Genomic DNA, 15,827 nt, shown 5'->3' on the forward strand with positions numbered 1-15,827 from the left:
AAACAAATGGATAGAAGACTGAGCCTGCTGCGGGTCCTGGCATGTTTCATGGTGGTCATGCTGCATGTCTCCGGCCAGGTTTTCGGCACTTGGGACGGCCGGTGGTGGGCGGGCAACGTATATGACTCGCTGGTGCGCTCATGCGTACCGCTGTTCTTCATGATCGCCGGGGCCAGCCTGCTGCGCGTGGACGAGCCACTACGCGTTTTCTTCGGCAAGCGCTTCTTGCGGATCGTGCCGCCGCTGCTCTTATGGTCGGTGTTTTACCTGTGGTGGCTGCACCGGAACGGCGTGGCCACAGGCAACTGGGCCCTGGCGATCCTGAAGGGCCCCACCATGTTCCACCTTTGGTATTTCTATGCGCTGGTTGGGCTCTATGCACTGGTGCCGGTCCTGCGGAAGTTTCATCAGCACAGCACCCGGCGCGAACAAGGCTGGTTCATCGCAGTGTGGCTCGTTGTGGCCTCACTGATTCCGACGGCCCAGAACCTGCTATTCAACCTGCACTGCGAAGGCTACATCGCCTTTGACCGCCTTCCGGTCACCTACCACCTCTCGTATTTCGGCGGCTATGTGGGCTACCTGATGCTGGGGGCCTACATCGCCGAGGGGAAGGCCGGCAGGACGACCGGATTCGCGATTTTCCTGGCCGCATCCGTCGCGACGATGGCCGGAAACTATCTGCTGTCGCGCCACTTCGGCAAGTCCTGCGACTTCTTCCTCGTTTACCTGTCGCCATTTGTGGTGGCCGCCGCCTATGGCCTTTTCTCGGCTGTCATGGCCATGCGCCCCGGGGCGCCTTCGAAACTGCTCTCCACCCTTGCCGACTGCTCGCTCGGCATCTATGGGCTGCACGTGTTCGTGATCGACCCGCTGTTCCAGAGGAAGGGGTGGACTGCCGCCGCCGGAAATCCCTGGCTCGTCACCCCCGCCGTCGCAGCCGGGGTCTTCGTGGTTTCATTCGCGATCATCTTCGCGGTTCGCCTGATCAAACCCGCTCGCCGTTTCGTCTGAGTCCCGCCGGCAGCGGCCCGCAGCGCCTGTACGACAATAGCGCCATATGAAAAGCGTCGCCGTGTTGCAGTCGAACTACATTCCGTGGAAGGGATATTTCGACCTCATTGCGTCGGTGGATGAATTCATCCTCTTCGACGACATGCAGTACACCCGGCGCGATTGGCGAAACCGCAACCAGATCAAGACGCCGCAAGGGCTGCACTGGTTGACGGTGCCGGTGAAGGTCAAGGGCAAGTATCACCAGAGCATCCGGGAAACGGAGATCGACGGCACCGAATGGGCGCCACAGCACTGGAAGGCGCTTTGCCAGAACTACCGCCGGGCGAAGCGTTTCGACGAGGTGGCTGCCTGGCTTGAACCCATCTTTCTCGCTGAGCCACCCGCCCACCTGAGCACGCTCAACCGAACTCTCATCGAGGCGGTATGCCGCTTTCTGGGGATCAAGACCCTCATCACCAACTCATGGGACTACGAGCTGGAAGAAGGGAAGACAGAGCGGCTTGCCGGCCTTTGCGCCCAGGCAGGTGGCGCCCGATATGTATCGGGCCCTTCGGCCAAGGACTACATCGACGAAAATGTGTTCACCGAGCGCGGCCTGGACCTCGCCTGGTTCGAGTACGGCGGCTACCCTCCCTACCCCCAGCTGTGGGGCGAGTTTGTCCACAATGTCTCGATCCTCGACCTGTTGTTCAATTGCGGCAGTGAAGCTCCTCGCTACATGAAACACGTTACGGCATGAAACTGTCAATCGTCGCGACCCTTTACCAGTCGGGCCCGTATGTGGATGAGTTCTGCGCGCGCGCGTCCGCGGCGGCGCGCCAGCTTGCGGGTGAAGATTACGAATTGGTCCTGGTCAACGATGGCTCCCCAGACGACAGCCTGCAACGGGCAGTGCGCCTGGGCGCATCCGACCCGCACATCGTCGTCGTGGACCTGTCGCGAAATTTCGGCCACCACAAGGCGATGATGACCGGGCTGGCACATTCGCGCGGCGAGCGCGTGTGGCTGATCGATAGCGACCTCGAAGAGGAGCCGGAGTGGCTGCTGTCCTTCGCCCGGCAGATGGATGAGGAGCGCTGCGATGTCGTGTACGGCGTGCAGGAGCGCCGCAAAGGCGGACTGTTCGAGCGCTGGAGCGGGCAATGGTTCTACCGCTTCTTCCGGGCGCTGACCGGCTTGGCGCTCCCCGAGAACGTTGTGACCGCGCGATTGATGACGCGACGCTACGTCGACAGCCTGCTGACGCACGGCGAGCGTGAGGTCTTCATGGCCGGCCTGTGGTTCATCACCGGATTCGACCAGCATCCGCAGGTGGTGCTCAAGGGCGGCACCAGCGAAACCACCTACACATTGCGGCGAAAGATGTCGCTCCTGGTCAATTCCGTCACCTCCTTCAGTAACGCTCCTCTCATAGCCATCTTCTACATCGGCCTTGCCATCTTTCTGGTGGCCTGCGGCTACGCGTTCTGGCTGGTGGTCAGCTGGACCTTCTTTGCCAAGCCACTCAGTGGCTGGACTTCGGTGATGGCTTCGATCTGGCTGTTGGGCGGTCTGGTCATTTCCTTCATCGGCGTCGTGGGCATCTACCTGTCCAAGATATTCTCAGAGACGAAGCAGCGCCCCTACACGATCGTAAGGCAGGTCTATGGCCGCTAATGACGAAAGCATCCTGGCCGACGTGGCCGGCTACTATGCCTCCACGCTTGCTCTGCACGGAGAAACCGCGCGCGGGGTCGACTGGAACGGCGAGGAGAGTCAGCGCCTCCGCTTCGAGCAGCTGGCGCGCATCGTGGACGTTCCCGCGGGCTTTTCGGTCAATGACCTCGGCTGTGGCTATGGCGCGCTGTACGACTTCCTGCGGGACGGCTGGTCGGATTTCTCCTATACCGGCTGCGATGTCGCGGCGGAGATGATCGACGCCGCGGCGCGCCGCCTGCCGAAGGAAACGGCGGGCATCCGGCTGGTGGTGGCGTCCGAGCCGCCCGGGGTGGCGGACTTCGGCATTGCCAGCGGCATCTTCAACGTGAGGATGGGGCGGGACAATGCGCAATGGGAAGAGTACCTGCTGGCCACCCTCGACACGCTGGACCGCACCAGCCGGCGCGGCTTTGCATTCAACTGCCTGACTTCGTACTCGGATCCTGACAAGATGCGGGACCATCTCTTCTATGCCGACCCTTGCCGCCTGTTCGATTTCTGCAAGCGCCGCTACTCGCGCCAGGTTGCGTTGCTGCATGACTACGGCCTGTACGAATTCACGATGCTGGTGAGAAAGCCGCAATGAACAAGCCCCTGGTCATCTTCGGAACCGGCGAGATCGCGCAACTTGCCCACTACTATTTCACCCAGGATTCGCGACAGGTTGCCGGTTTCGCGGTGGATCGCGCATTCCAGAAATCCGACGAGTTCTGCGGGCTTCCCGTGGTTGCCTTCGAGGAGATAGAGCAGCGCTTTCCCGCGGCGACCCACGACCTTTTCGTGGCACTCGCCTATGCGGGCCTGAACGAATTGCGAAAGCAGAAGTACCTAGCCGGGCTTGCGCTGGGCTATCGCCTGGCGAGCTATGTCAGCCCCCGCGCGACGGTGCTCAATGGCGGCCAGATCGGCGACAACTGCTTCATCCTGGAAGACAACACCATCCAGCCGTTCGCGCGCATCGGCAACAACGTGACGCTGTGGAGCGGCAACCATATCGGCCACCACAGCACCATTCGCGACCACTGCTTCATCTCCTCGCACGTGGTCGTCTCCGGCGGGGTCGACATCGGCGAGGCCTGCTTCATCGGGGTCAACGCCACCCTGCGCGATCACATTCAGGTGGGCGAGCGCTGCATCGTCGGCGCCGGCGCGCTGCTGCTGAGCGACGCTCCCCCCGAGGGCGTCTACATCGGCAGCGCAACCGAGCGCTCGCGAGTGCCCAGCACGCGCCTGCGCAAGATCTGAGCTCCCATGAGGTGGAAGAAGCTCGGTCGCGTTTTCGCTCCAGCTGGAGATGTGCCATGGATGCGCTCGCATGCGGCGGTTCCTATCGCCGAGGCACTTGGCGGGGATCTGTTTCGCATCTACTTCAGCACGCGTGACTCGGCCAACAGGTCGCATACCGGCTCCCTGGTCCTCGACATCACCCGCCCGACGCAAGTGATCGAGATAGCGCCCGACCCCGTGCTGGTGCCCGGCGAACTGGGCGAATTCGATGACAGCGGAGCCATGGCGAGTTGGCTGACCCAGAGCGCCGGCAGGCGGCACTTGTACTACATAGGCTGGAATCTCGGCGTCACCGTCCCGTTTCGCAATTCGATCGGACTGGCCACCAGCGACGGCGGCAGCTCTTTCAGCCGGTTCGCCAACGGCCCCATCGTCGATCGCACGATGACCGAACCCCATTTCTGTGCCAGTTGCTGCGTGCTCGAAGAAAAGGGCTTCTGGCGCATGTGGTACCTGTCGTGCACGGGATGGTCAGGCGCACCCGGACAGCCCAGGCACAGCTATCACATCAAATATGCCGAGTCGCGCGACGGCATCCATTGGCTCAGGGAGGGCTCTGTCGCGATCGACTTCTCGGGGCCGGGCGAGTACGCCATCTCGCGGCCCTGCGTCCTGCGCGACGGCGACCTCTGGAAAATGTGGTACTCCCACCGAGGTGAAGCGTACCGCATCGGCTATGCGGAATCCCCCGACGGACGAACCTGGCTGCGCAAGGACAGTGAGTCCGGCATCGACGTATCGGCAAGCGGCTGGGACAGTGAAATGATCGAATATCCTTTCGTGTTCGATCATCGCGGGAAGCGCTACATGCTCTATAACGGAAATGGGTACGGCAAGACCGGATTCGGCCTGGCCGTCCTGGAGGCGGAATGACCCAGCGCTGGGCCGACTACCTCTACATCGCCGCCACCATGGGATTCACGGTCTATGGCCAGCTGATTCTCAAGTGGCGCATCGCACATTTCGGCTCCATGCCGGTCGAACATGGCAAGAAGCTGGGGTTCCTCCTGAACCTCCTGCTGGACCCGCTGATATTCTCCGGCTTCGCCGCCGCCTTTCTGGCTTCGCTGGCCTGGATGGCCGCCATGACCAAGTTCGATTTGAGCCATGCCTACCCGTTCATGAGCCTGAACTTCGTGCTGGTGGTCTTGCTGAGCGGCTGGCTGCTCAGTGAACCCCTGTCGCTGCAAAAGCTGGTGGGCGTCACATTGATCGTGGCCGGCACCATCGTCGCCGCCCGCGGTTGACCCAACTTCCATGATGGAGTGCACCTGACGTGATCCCCTTCAACCGTCCCTACATGACCGGCAAGGAGTTCGAACACATTGCTCAAGCCAACCTCAACCACATGCTGGCCGGCGACGGCCCGTTCACGAAGCGCTGCCATGCGTGGTTGGAGCAAAACACCGGGACCCGCAAGGCTCTTCTGACCCATTCGTGCACGGCGGCGCTCGAAATGTGCGCCTTGCTGCTCGATATTGCGCAGGGCGACGAGGTCATCATGCCCTCGTACACCTTCGTATCCACGGCCAATGCGTTCGTGCTGCGAGGCGCCGTGCCCGTCTTCGTCGATGTGCGCCAGGACACGCTCAATCTCGATGAGAGCCTGATCGAGGAAGCGATCACGTCGCGCACGCGGGCGATCGTGGCGGTCCACTATGCCGGCGTGTCGTGCGACATGGACGCGATCATGGCCATCGCCCGGCGCCATGGGCTGAGGGTCGTGGAGGATGCGGCCCAGGGCGTGATGGCTACCTACAAAGGGCGGGTGCTTGGAGGCATCGGCGACCTGGGCGCCTACAGCTTCCACGAAACCAAGAACGTGATTTCGGGCGAAGGCGGCAGCCTGCTCGTCAACGATCCGGCGCTTGCCACGCGCGCGGAAATCATCCGAGAGAAAGGCACGGACCGCAGCCGATTTTTCCGCGGCGAGGTCGACAAGTACACGTGGCAGGACGTCGGCTCCTCCTTCTTGCCGGGCGAGATGGTGGCAGCTTTTCTGTGGGCCCAGCTCGAAGAAGCCAGGCGGATCACGGACGAGCGGCTGGCTATCTGGGAGAAATACCACGCCTTGCTCGAGCCGCTGGAAGCCCGGGGCCTGCTGCGCCGGCCCATCGTTCCGGCCGACTGCCAGCACAACGGCCACATGTACTACGTGCTGTTGAAGCCAGGCATGGCGCGGCAACCCGTGCTGGAGTCGCTCAAGCGCTCGGGCGTCGGCGCGGCATTCCACTACGTGCCGTTGCACAGCGCTCCGGCCGGGCTTCGATTGGGGCGGGCATCAGGCGACCTCAAGGTGACCAACACCATCTCGAGCCAGCTGGTCCGCTTGCCGATGTGGGTGGGCCTGAAGCAAGAGCACCTGGAGCAAACAGCGGCAGCGCTGGCCGAGGCCTTGGCGGTCTAAGCCTGCGATTACCGCAAGGCACCGGCCTCCTGCTCCGGCGGCAGGTCGGGACTCTGGGCTGCGGGCTGGATGCGAGCTGCTGCGCCGCTCAGCGCCCAGCCCATAAGCACCAGGAAGAACACGGCGCAGGTTTCTGCGGTCTGGAAGATCTGGTTGTTGGCGGGCACGTAGTAGAACAGCACGAACAGCAGGTAGACCATGATGACGGGCCAGTGCCCGGCACCCGCGAGTGCCCTGCCCCAGCTCAGGCCGAAGATGTAGGCGAACCCCGCCAGCACGACCAGCGCACCGGTAAATCCGAAGTCCGAGGCCAGCCAGGGATAGATGGAGTGCCAGAGGGCGAGCATGCCCCAGCCGGTTTCATCCTCCAGCAGGCCCGGCAAGGAACCTGCAGTGAAGTGGGTCGTGCCGAAAAGTTCATCGGCATTTCGGGCCAGGAACATGGAATGGCCGAAACCCCATGTTGTCGAGTGATCCAGCTCGAAGGTCATGGACAGCGCGTAGTAGCCCTGCCCCAGGTAGCGCGCCAAGGATTCATAGATAACCCGCTGGGCTTCGCTCATGTGGACGGAGACGCTGTCGAAGCGATCGGCTTCGATGATGGAAAAGCCCGTGTTGAAGACGCCGAGCTCGCCGACTCCGCCTTCGCGCTGTGTCTGTCCTGCGCCGAAAAACGCCAGGAAAGCCATGAACAGCAGGGCAAAGGCGATGCCCAGCGTGCGGTTGGACACCGGAAGTTTCAGCGTTCCGATCGACACCCCGAGGAAGATCAGCCACGGCACGCTGATGGCGAAATCGGCAATGCCCTTGTTGGTTCCGGTCGCCACGTAGAGCGAAAGATGAAAGGCGATGGCGACGAGGCAGGCCAGTTTCAGCCCGCCGGAAAGGCGGGACCAATAGACCACGGCCAAGGGCACGATGCCCACCAGCAGCGGCGACAGCAGCATTCGCAGGTACTCGACGATCACGTAGGGATTGCCGGCCTGCAGCCGTTCGAAATTGGCGTTGTAGACCGCGCCCGGGTCGGCGATCCCAGCCAGCAGGCCGGGCAGCAACTCGCCTGTTCGCGAAAGCGAAGTGGGTACCAGCAGCAGGAAGGTGACTATCGCGCCCAGCTTGATGAAGGCGACGGCACGGCGGTCACTTTCGGCAGTATCGAAAGTCGACGCCGGTATCGCATTGACCCTCTTCCACGCCTTCAGGTAGCCGAAGGCGATTGCGAACTGCGCAAGCACCAGATAGGCGAAAAGCACGGTGGGCTGGCTGGGCTCCCAAGGCCAGGGACCCCAGAAGAAAAGGACGACGGTGACGGTGAGATACAGCTGAAAAAATATCAGCGGCAGCAGCCACTTGCGCCGCGTCAGCCCGCCGGAGTTCATGAACCGGCGGCTCTGAAAGCGGAGCGCAGCCCGGCAATCGCGATCCGGACTGGCTTGCTGATCACGTTACGCAGCAGGCGCGCCTTGACGCCGGCGGCGCCCAAGGGCGGGTGCAGGGAGCATGCCTCTTGGTAGAGCTGCGCCCCGCGCCGCAGATCCCCGGCGCGAAAACGGTTGCGCGCCAGGATGAGGGTCGCGTAGCCATAGGCCTCAGCCTTGCGCGCTGCAATGTCTGCCGGAACGCCCGGCGAGCTGAAGTAGTCGTCCAGCACGCGGATGTATTCGCGGGAGGTCTCCTCCGACACGTCCTTGTACGAGATGGACTTGGGGTGCATCCGGTAGCCGGCAAGCGATTCCTGGTGGAAGTGGATGCGCCCCTGCGTGGCCAGCCGCATCCAGAACTCGCGGTCGGGTGCGAGCCGCAATTCGGGTTTCCATCCGCCAACGGCTTCGAACGCCGAGCGCCGGAAAATCGCACCAGGCGCTATGTAGCACTCCTGCCTCACGACAAGTTCTGCGAGATCGAAGGGCCTGCAGACGCCTCGTTTGATCACTCGCGACTGCTCGTCGATCAGGTCGGCGTCGGGGAACACGCAGGCGATGCCCGGGTCGGCTTCGAGCACGGCGATCAATTTGCTGACAGCGCGAGGGTAGAGCGTGTCGTCGGAACTGAGATAGCCCAAGTACTTGCCGGACGCGCGTGCCCAGCCCTTGTTGAGCGTGCGCACCTGGCCCAGGTTGGCCTGGCGCTCCGCCTGCAGACGTCCCGCGTACCGCTCGAGAACCTGGGGTGTGCTGTCGGTGGACCCGTCGTCGATGACTTGGTAATCAATCGCGGCGTAGTCCTGGGCCAGAACGCTGTCGATGGTTTCGGCAAGGTAATTGCCCTGGTTGTACGCGGGCGTCACCAGGGTAAGAATTGCAGCATCACCCATCGATGCGGTCCCGGTTCTTGTGCCCGCCGGGCAACGACTGCCGCAGGCGCCGTAACTTCTCGGCAGTGCGCGCATCCTGCATGGCCGCGTCGAGCATCTGGCGCAGCAACAGGTAAGCAAGCACCGCCGCGCCGGCGGCCAGGGCCGCGATGACGGCGATCCTGGCCTTTCTGGGCGTTACGGCCTTGGTGGGCAAGGTGGGCGCCTGTTTGATCACGTCCGGCGATAGGCCCTCCAGTTGCCGCGGGATCGCAAGCACCTGTTCCAGGTAGCGATCCCCCAACTCGCCGATGGCCACCAAAGAGAGGCTGCCTTCCTTGCGGCCGGCCGGGCCCGCGGCGGCGGGGTTTTCGACGACCAGCTGCTTGAGCGCCTGCTGTACGTTGGCTAGCGCAGCGGAGGCGTGGGCAAGTTTTTGCTTGAGGTCCGCTTTTTCCCGGTCGCTGGGCACGGTGCTTTTCAGCCAGGCGCTCAGAATGGTGTTGGCGGTTTGCTGCGCCTGCTCAGGGGTGGGGGCTATCACCTCGAGCCGCACGAGAAGATCTTTCCCGACGCTGGTTTTGACCCGCTCGGCCAGGGCGAGTCGGGCGTCGTCGCGTGGCAGGCCGGGGCTCAGTCGAAGCGTATCGATCACGGAATCCAGCACAACAGGCGACACAATAAGTGAGGCTGCCTGCTGCGGCGTGATCGTTGCGGTGGGCCCAGTGGGGACGCCGACTATCGCCGTGCTGGCGTAACCCTGCGGCAGCGCATAGGCGACCGCGAGAGCGACCAGCCCCACCGCCAGCGGCACCCCGAGCAGGAGCTTTAAATTCTTGGCCAGCACCAGCAGGGTGTCGAGCACGTCCCTGCCAGCGCTCGGGGATGTAGGTACAACTTGTTCTTGCATGCTTTGTCTTTGATTCAGTAGTAACCGAGGCCGATCAGCGGGTGGCAGTCTCGTGCAGGAGTTGAAGCAGGTATTGGCCGTACCCATTGCCGATGAACGGTTGGGCCAGGGTTTCCAGTTGGGCCGAGGAGATGAAGCCACAGCGCCAGGCGGTTTCTTCCGGGCAGGCGATCTTCAAGCCTTGCCGGTGTTCGAGCGTAGCGATGAACTGGCCGGCCTCCAGCAAGCTTTCGTGCGTGCCGGTGTCTAGCCAGGCGTAGCCGCGATGCATGATCTTGACCTGCAGCCGCCCTTGCTCCAGATAGACCTGGTTCAACGCGGTGATTTCCAGTTCACCACGCGCGCTCGGCTGAAGGGTGCGGGCGATCGTGGGAGCATCCTGGTCGTGAAAATAAAGCCCCGTCACGGCGAAATGGCTCTTGGGCTGCTTGGGCTTTTCCTCGATGCTGATGGCCTTGCCGTCGGGGCCGAAGGCCACCACGCCGTATCGCTGGGGATCGCTCACCCGATGGGCAAAAACCGTCGCACCCGCATTGGCGGCGGCGTGCGTCAGCAGGCCGCCCAGTTCGTGGCCATAGAAGATGTTGTCGCCCAGGATCAGCGCACTCGGAGCGCCGTTCAGGAATTTTTCGCCGATGAGGTATGCCTGCGCCAAGCCGCCCGGCGAGGGCTGCTCCGCATATTGCAGGTCGAGCCCCCACTGCGAGCCGTCACCCAGCAGTTGCTGGAACAGCGGCAAGTCGCGGGGCGTGCTGATGAGCAGGATCTCGCGAACGCCGGCAAGCATCAAGGTGCTCAAGGGGTAATACACCATGGGCTTGTCGTACACCGGCATCAACTGCTTGCTGACCACCAATGAAGCGGGATGGAGCCGTGAGCCCAGTCCGCCCGCGAGGATGATGCCTTTGCGTTGGGTCATATGCCGCTCTCAGTCGAATAGGGATGCCGTGTCCAGCCCGCCTGCCGCGGCGTCGAGCGCTGACAGCACCGGCTCGCGCCGCAGCGGCCATTGGACGCCGATGCTCGGCTCATTCCAGGCAATACGCCGTTCGTCCGCAGGTTCATAGTAGTCGGTCGTCTTGTAGAGTAATTCGGCGGTTTCACTCAATACGAGGAAACCGTGCGCGAAACCCGGTGGTATCCAGAGTTGCCGGTGTTCTTGTGCGCTCAGTTCGGTTGCAACCCACTGGCGGAACGTGGGCGATGACTTGCGAAGATCCACCGCCACGTCGAAAACCGCGCCGCGCACGACGCGAATCAGCTTGCCCTGGGGCCGCGCGAACTGGTAGTGCAGGCCGCGCAGCACGCCTTCGTGCGAGCAGCAATGGTTGTCCTGCACGAACGAGGCATCCAGCCCGGTCGCCCGGTTGAACTCACGCTGATTGAAGCTCTCGAAGAAAAATCCCCGAGCATCATAGAACACTCTGGGTTCGATCAGGAGGACATCTGGAATGGAACAGGGCACCACCCTCATGCCTTCGTCTCCACCGTCCCGATGGCTTGCGCCACCATTCGATCGACACCCTGCGTCCAGTGAGGCAGGCGCAAACCGAACGCGCTGCGCAGCTTGGTCGTATCGAGCCGTGAGTTCAGAGGCCGCTCGGCTGCGCCGGGGAGCTTGCTTGTGGGCACCGGCTCGATCCGCCCGGGGGCTGTCTTGAGCGGCACGCCGGCCTGGGCCGCCCGTTCCAGCAAGTAGCGCGCATAGCCGTGCCTGGTGGTTTCGCCCTCGGCGGCCACGTGATAGAGGCCCGCGAGGCCGGGTTTGGCCATGGCGTCACGCAACACATGCGCCGACACGTCTGCCAGCAGTTCGGCACTGGTCGGCGCACCGACCTGGTCGTCGACCACCTGCATGTGGTCGCGCTCCCTCGCCTGCCGCAGGATCGCGGTGGCGAAATTGGCGCCACGGGCGGAGTACAGCCAGCTCGTGCGAAGAATCAGGTGGCGCTCGCATTGGCTTGCCACCCGCCGCTCACCCTCCAGCTTGGATCTGCCGTATTCGCTCAACGGCCGTGCGGCATCGGCTTCACGCCAAGGCAATGTGCCGCTTCCATCGAACACGTAGTCGGACGAGAAATGCAGCAGCCACGCTCCCAAGGCCTGCGCCTGCGCCGCAAGGACACCGGGCGCCTCGGCGTTGATGGTGCCTGCGATTGCGGCCTCGTCTTCGGCGCGGTCCACCGCCGTGTATGCGGCGGCCACGACGACGACCTCCGGCCGGACCTTGCGCACGGTTTGTGCAACGCCTTCGAGGTCAACGAGGTCGCCACACAGTTCGGAGTCTTGCCTGCGCGGGGCAACCACCTCCCCCAAGGGCGCCAGGCTGCGCTCCAGCTCCCAGCCCAGTTGGCCGCTCTTGCCAAACAGGAGGATCTTCACTGCGGCCTCACTGCAGGGAACCTTGGTAGTGGGCCTGGACCCACTCGCGGTAAGCCCCTGTCTTCACCCTTTCCACCCAACCCGGCCGGTCGAGGTACCACTGCACCGTCTGGCGAATCCCTTCCTCGAAGGTATGCGCGGGCCGCCAGCCCAACTCGGTCGCAATCTTGCTCGCATCGACGGCATAGCGGCGATCGTGCCCAGGCCTGTCGGCGACGTGGGTGATGAGACCGCGAAAGCTGCCCCCGGCCCTGGGCGCCAGCTCATCGAGCAGGTCGCACACCCGTTGGACGATCTGGATGTTGGCGAGCTCATTGCGCCCGCCCACGTTGTAGGTCTCGCCTGGCCGCCCCGCTTCCAGCACCCGCCGGAGAGCTTCGCAATGATCCGCGACATGCAGCCAATCCCGCCTTTGGAGGCCGTCGCCATAGACCGGCAGGTTCTGGCCCGCGAGCGCGTTGACGATCATCAGGGGGATCAGCTTTTCCGGAAACTGGAAAGGGCCGTAGTTGTTCGAGCAATTGCTCGTGAGCACCGGCAAGCCGTAAGTGTGGTGGTAGGCGCGCACCAGGTGGTCGCTGGCCGCCTTGCTGGCAGAGTACGGACTGTTCGGCTGGTAGGCGTTGTCCTCGCGAAACGCCGGATCCGAGGCCTGGAGCGAGCCGAAGACTTCGTCGGTCGACACATGCAGGAAGCGGAACAGCCGGCGCGGCTCGCCTTGCAGCCCCGCGAAATAGTTCCGTACTGCCTCCAGCAGATGGAACGTTGCGACCACGTTGGTCTGGACGAATGCCGCCGGGCCGTGAATCGAACGATCGACGTGAGACTCCGCCGCGAGGTTGATCACCGCCCGCGGCTGGTGGTCGCGCAGCAGCCGCGCGACCAGTTCCCCGTCGCCGATGTCGCCGTGAACGAAGGCATAGCGCGCGTCCCCTTGCAACGAAGCAAGGTTCTCGGGATTGCCGGCATAGGTCAACTTGTCGAGGTTGAGAACCGGCTCCTCGCTGCGCGCGAGCCAGTCCAGGACGAAGTTACTGCCGATGAAGCCGGCGCCGCCGGTGACAAAAATCATGAAGAATCATTATCTCATTGGCATTTCACATCAAAAAAGCGCCCAAAGGCGCCTTTGCAGGGGTGCGGCGTTACGCTGTCAGAAGTGGATCCCCCGCATCATCTGCTGCATCGCGATCGCTTCCGGCGACAACGTGGGCTTGGCGCCCTTCTCGCCCTTGGCGGCCGACGAATCCGGAAACATGCGGAAACTCGTGTTCATGGCGATCTGCGCCACGCGCGGCAGCAGCGCGTGCAGCAACTGGCCGGTGATGCCCAGGCGCGTGGCGATGCGCACCGGCTTGGCGATGCAGGCTTCGGCGATCATGTCGGCCGCCTCTTCCGGTGCCAGCGTCGGCACATTCTTGTAGATCTGGGTCGGCGCGATCATGGGCGTGCGCACCAGCGGCATGTTGATCGTGGTGAAGCTGATGCCCTGGTCGGCGAATTCGCTGGACGCGCAGCGGGTCCACGCGTCCAGCGCCGCCTTGGAGGCGACGTAGGCCGAGAAGCGCGGTGCGTTGGTCAAGACACCGATCGAGCTGATGTTGACCACGTGTCCCTTGCGCTTTTCCACCATGCCCGGCAACAGCCCCATGGTCACGCGCAGGCAGCCGAAATAGTTGAGCTGCATGGTGCGCTCGTAGTCGTGGAAACGGTCGTAGCTGGCCTCGATGGCCCGGCGGATCGAGCGGCCGGCGTTATTGATCAGGAAATCGACGCCGCCGTGGTTCTCCACCAGCAGGTGGATGAAGCGGTCGCAATCGGCCATGTCGGCGATGTCGGCCGCGTAAGCGACGAACTGATAGCCCTTCGCCTTGGCCTCCTTGCAGGCCTCGTCCAGCTTGTCCTGGTCCCGGCCGCAGATGACCGTGATCGCCCCCGCCTCGGCGAACTTGTGCGCAGCCGCCAGGCCGATGCCGGAGGAGCCCCCGGTGATCAGCACCACCTTGCCGCCCACGGTGCCCTTGAGCGTGCGGTCGATGTGCAGGTCCGGGTCGAGGTGGCGTTCCCAGTAGTCCCACAGCCGCCAGGCGTAATCCTTCAGGTTGGGCACTTCGATGCCCGAGCCCTTGAGCGCCGCCTGCGTCTCGCGGCTGTCGAAGCGCGTGGGGTAGTTGACGAAGGTGAGGATGTCCTCCGGCAAGGCCAGGTCCTTCATGATGGCGCTGCGGATGCGACGCACCGGCGCCACGCCCATCAAGCCCTTCTTCACGCTCTTGGGAATGAACCCGAGCAAGGCCGCATTGATGAACAGGTTCATCTTGGGCGCGTGGGCCGCGCGGCTGAAGATGTCCAGCACGTCGCCCACGCGGTAACCCACCGGGTCCACCAGGTGGAAGCAGCGCTTGTTGATGTCGGCCTTGTGGCTCAGGTAGTCGAGCGCGTTGACGACGAAGTCCACCGGCACGATGTTGACGCGCCCGCCCTCCAGGCCCACGGCCGGAAGCCACGGCGGCAGCAGTTGGCGCATGCGCTGGATCAGCTTGAAGAAGTAGTAAGGCCCGTCGATCTTGTCCATCTCGCCGGTCTGGCTGTCGCCCACCACCATGGCGGGGCGATAGACCGACCAGGGCACCTTGCACTCTTTGCGGACGATTTTCTCGCTCTCGTGCTTGGTCAGGAAGTACGGATGCTCGTAGTTCTCGGCCTCGTCGAACATGTCTTCCCGGAACACGCCTTCATACAAGCCTGCGGCGGCGATCGACGAGACGTGATGGAAGTGCCCCGCATCGATGGCCTTGGCGAATTCCACCGTGTTGCGCGTGCCCTCGACGTTGACGGCGATCTGGCTTTCCTCGTCGGCGGACAGGTCGTATACCGCGGCCAGGTGGTGGAAATGGTCGATCTGGCCCTTGAGCCTTTTCACGTCGTCGGCGGCCACGCCCAGCTTCTTGCTGGTGAGGTCGCCGAACACGGGCACCGCGCGGGCCGCCGGGACACCCCAGTACTCACGCAAGGCGGGAACCTTGCCCTCGCTCTCCTTGCGGATCAGGAAATGCACCACCGAGCCCTTGCGCTCGAGCAGCTTCTTGACCAGGCGCTTGCCGATGAAACCGGTCGCGCCGGTGACGAAATAGTGCATTGGAAGATCTCCGGAGGAATTGGTTTTCTGATTTTGCTTTGCGGGCATTCTTGCGCAAAGCCAAGCCGCGATCATTCCGCACAAACCCGCGCGCCGGCTAGGGTTGACCGCCTAGCGGTTTAGGAAGCGGCACCTAAACGGGGGCAGGCCCAAGCCTTAAAGTGCCCCCATCCCCAATTCATTTTGTCTGGAGTTCACCATGGTCAAGAAAACCCAAAAATCCGCATCCGCCGAAAAGAACACCGCCGCCCAGCTGTCGGGCACCGTCAAGGAATCCGCCCAGCAAATCTGGCTGGCCGGCCTGGGCGCATTCGCCAAGGCGCAGGAAGAAGGCACCAAGGTGTTCGATTCCCTGGTCAAGGAAGGTATGTCCATCCAGCGCAAAACCCAGGCCGCTGCCGAAGAGAAGATCTCGGAAGCCACCAATCGCATGGCCACGATGGCCACCGACATCTCTTCCAAGGCGTCGGGACAGTGGGACAAGCTGGAAAACATCTTCGAAGACCGCGTATCCAAGGCCCTCAACAAGCTGGGCGTGCCGTCCGCCAAAGACATCGATGTGCTGATCGCTCGCATCGATGAGCTCAATCGCAACGTCTCCAAGCTGAGCGCCAAGACCGGTGCCGCTCCGCGAAGCGCCACCAACGGCGCCGCCAAGCCGGCTGCCAAGCGCGCTTCGGCCCGCAAGTCGGCTTGA

17 protein-coding genes are annotated in these 15,827 nt (G+C 63.3%); 9 read left to right on the forward strand and 8 right to left on the reverse strand.

Annotation, left to right across the window (positions count from 1 at the left end):
• The first annotated feature begins 6 nt into the window (after nt 1-6).
• From HNE04_RS09050 to rffA, 8 genes are read left to right on the forward strand one after another with little or no spacing between them, the layout of a single operon-like run.
• A complete protein-coding gene (locus HNE04_RS09050; protein ID WP_172218214.1) occupies nt 7-1,014 on the forward strand; it encodes an acyltransferase in 1,008 nt (335 codons plus the stop codon).
• A gap of 46 nt (nt 1,015-1,060) precedes the next feature.
• On the forward strand, nt 1,061-1,756 hold the full coding sequence (locus tag HNE04_RS09055) for a WbqC family protein (RefSeq protein ID WP_172218215.1): 696 nt from the start codon (nt 1,061-1,063) through the stop codon (nt 1,754-1,756).
• Nucleotides 1,753-2,673, forward strand: coding sequence for a glycosyltransferase family 2 protein (locus HNE04_RS09060; protein WP_172218216.1), 921 nt, complete (start codon nt 1,753-1,755; stop codon nt 2,671-2,673). The genes HNE04_RS09055 and HNE04_RS09060 overlap by 4 nt, the downstream gene beginning before the upstream one ends.
• A complete protein-coding gene (locus HNE04_RS09065; protein ID WP_172218217.1) occupies nt 2,663-3,301 on the forward strand; it encodes a class I SAM-dependent methyltransferase in 639 nt (212 codons plus the stop codon). Before HNE04_RS09060 ends, HNE04_RS09065 begins: the two co-directional genes overlap by 11 nt.
• Nucleotides 3,298-3,960, forward strand: a complete 663-nt coding sequence (locus HNE04_RS09070; RefSeq protein WP_172218218.1) for an acetyltransferase — start codon at nt 3,298-3,300, stop codon at nt 3,958-3,960. Before HNE04_RS09065 ends, HNE04_RS09070 begins: the two co-directional genes overlap by 4 nt.
• Nucleotides 3,961-4,020: 60 nt before the next feature.
• Complete coding sequence (locus HNE04_RS09075) at nt 4,021-4,875, forward strand: glycoside hydrolase family protein (protein ID WP_235964892.1); 855 nt, start codon at nt 4,021-4,023, stop codon at nt 4,873-4,875.
• Nucleotides 4,872-5,249, forward strand: coding sequence for an EamA family transporter (locus HNE04_RS09080; RefSeq protein WP_172218220.1), 378 nt, complete (start codon nt 4,872-4,874; stop codon nt 5,247-5,249). Before HNE04_RS09075 ends, HNE04_RS09080 begins: the two co-directional genes overlap by 4 nt.
• 29 nt (nt 5,250-5,278) lie before the next feature.
• Nucleotides 5,279-6,409, forward strand: a complete 1,131-nt coding sequence (rffA, locus tag HNE04_RS09085; protein ID WP_407926597.1) for a dTDP-4-amino-4,6-dideoxygalactose transaminase — start codon at nt 5,279-5,281, stop codon at nt 6,407-6,409.
• Nucleotides 6,410-6,417: 8 nt separating this feature from the next.
• On the opposite strand, the gene HNE04_RS09090 is transcribed toward rffA, so the two are convergent.
• The 8 genes from HNE04_RS09090 to HNE04_RS09125 all read right to left on the reverse strand — a co-directional run bounded on the left by HNE04_RS09090 (nt 6,418) and on the right by HNE04_RS09125 (nt 15,130).
• Entirely contained in the window at nt 6,418-7,788 is a 1,371-nt protein-coding gene (locus HNE04_RS09090) for a hypothetical protein (RefSeq protein ID WP_172218221.1), read from the reverse strand.
• The gene (locus tag HNE04_RS09095; RefSeq protein ID WP_172218222.1) at nt 7,785-8,723 is read right to left on the reverse strand and encodes a glycosyltransferase; all 939 of its coding nucleotides are present in this window, start codon (nt 8,721-8,723) and stop codon (nt 7,785-7,787) included. Before HNE04_RS09095 ends, HNE04_RS09090 begins: the two co-directional genes overlap by 4 nt.
• Nucleotides 8,716-9,567, reverse strand: a complete 852-nt coding sequence (locus tag HNE04_RS09100; protein ID WP_172218223.1) for a Wzz/FepE/Etk N-terminal domain-containing protein — start codon at nt 9,565-9,567, stop codon at nt 8,716-8,718. Before HNE04_RS09100 ends, HNE04_RS09095 begins: the two co-directional genes overlap by 8 nt.
• Nucleotides 9,568-9,646: 79 nt before the next feature.
• Nucleotides 9,647-10,531, reverse strand: a complete 885-nt coding sequence (gene rfbA, locus HNE04_RS09105; RefSeq protein ID WP_172218224.1) for a glucose-1-phosphate thymidylyltransferase RfbA — start codon at nt 10,529-10,531, stop codon at nt 9,647-9,649.
• Between the two features lie 9 nt (nt 10,532-10,540).
• Nucleotides 10,541-11,086, reverse strand: coding sequence for a dTDP-4-dehydrorhamnose 3,5-epimerase (rfbC, locus tag HNE04_RS09110; protein WP_172218225.1), 546 nt, complete (start codon nt 11,084-11,086; stop codon nt 10,541-10,543).
• Nucleotides 11,083-11,994, reverse strand: a complete 912-nt coding sequence (rfbD, locus tag HNE04_RS09115) for a dTDP-4-dehydrorhamnose reductase (RefSeq protein ID WP_172218226.1) — start codon at nt 11,992-11,994, stop codon at nt 11,083-11,085. Before rfbD ends, rfbC begins: the two co-directional genes overlap by 4 nt.
• Nucleotides 11,995-12,001: 7 nt before the next feature.
• Nucleotides 12,002-13,066, reverse strand: a complete 1,065-nt coding sequence (gene rfbB, locus HNE04_RS09120; RefSeq protein ID WP_172218227.1) for a dTDP-glucose 4,6-dehydratase — start codon at nt 13,064-13,066, stop codon at nt 12,002-12,004.
• Between the two features lie 78 nt (nt 13,067-13,144).
• Nucleotides 13,145-15,130: an SDR family oxidoreductase gene (locus HNE04_RS09125; RefSeq protein WP_172218228.1), complete on the reverse strand. Its 1,986-nt coding sequence runs from the start codon at nt 15,128-15,130 to the stop codon at nt 13,145-13,147.
• A 199-nt stretch (nt 15,131-15,329) separates the two neighbouring features.
• Here HNE04_RS09125 and HNE04_RS09130 point away from each other — a divergent pair, with 199 nt between their 5' ends.
• Nucleotides 15,330-15,827 carry a phasin family protein gene (locus HNE04_RS09130; protein WP_172218229.1) on the forward strand — a complete coding sequence of 166 codons (498 nt, stop codon included), beginning with the start codon at nt 15,330-15,332 and terminating at the stop codon, nt 15,825-15,827.

This window comes from Caenimonas soli (assembly GCF_013155545.1).
Classification (GTDB): Bacteria; Pseudomonadota; Gammaproteobacteria; order Burkholderiales; family Burkholderiaceae_C; genus Ramlibacter; species Ramlibacter soli.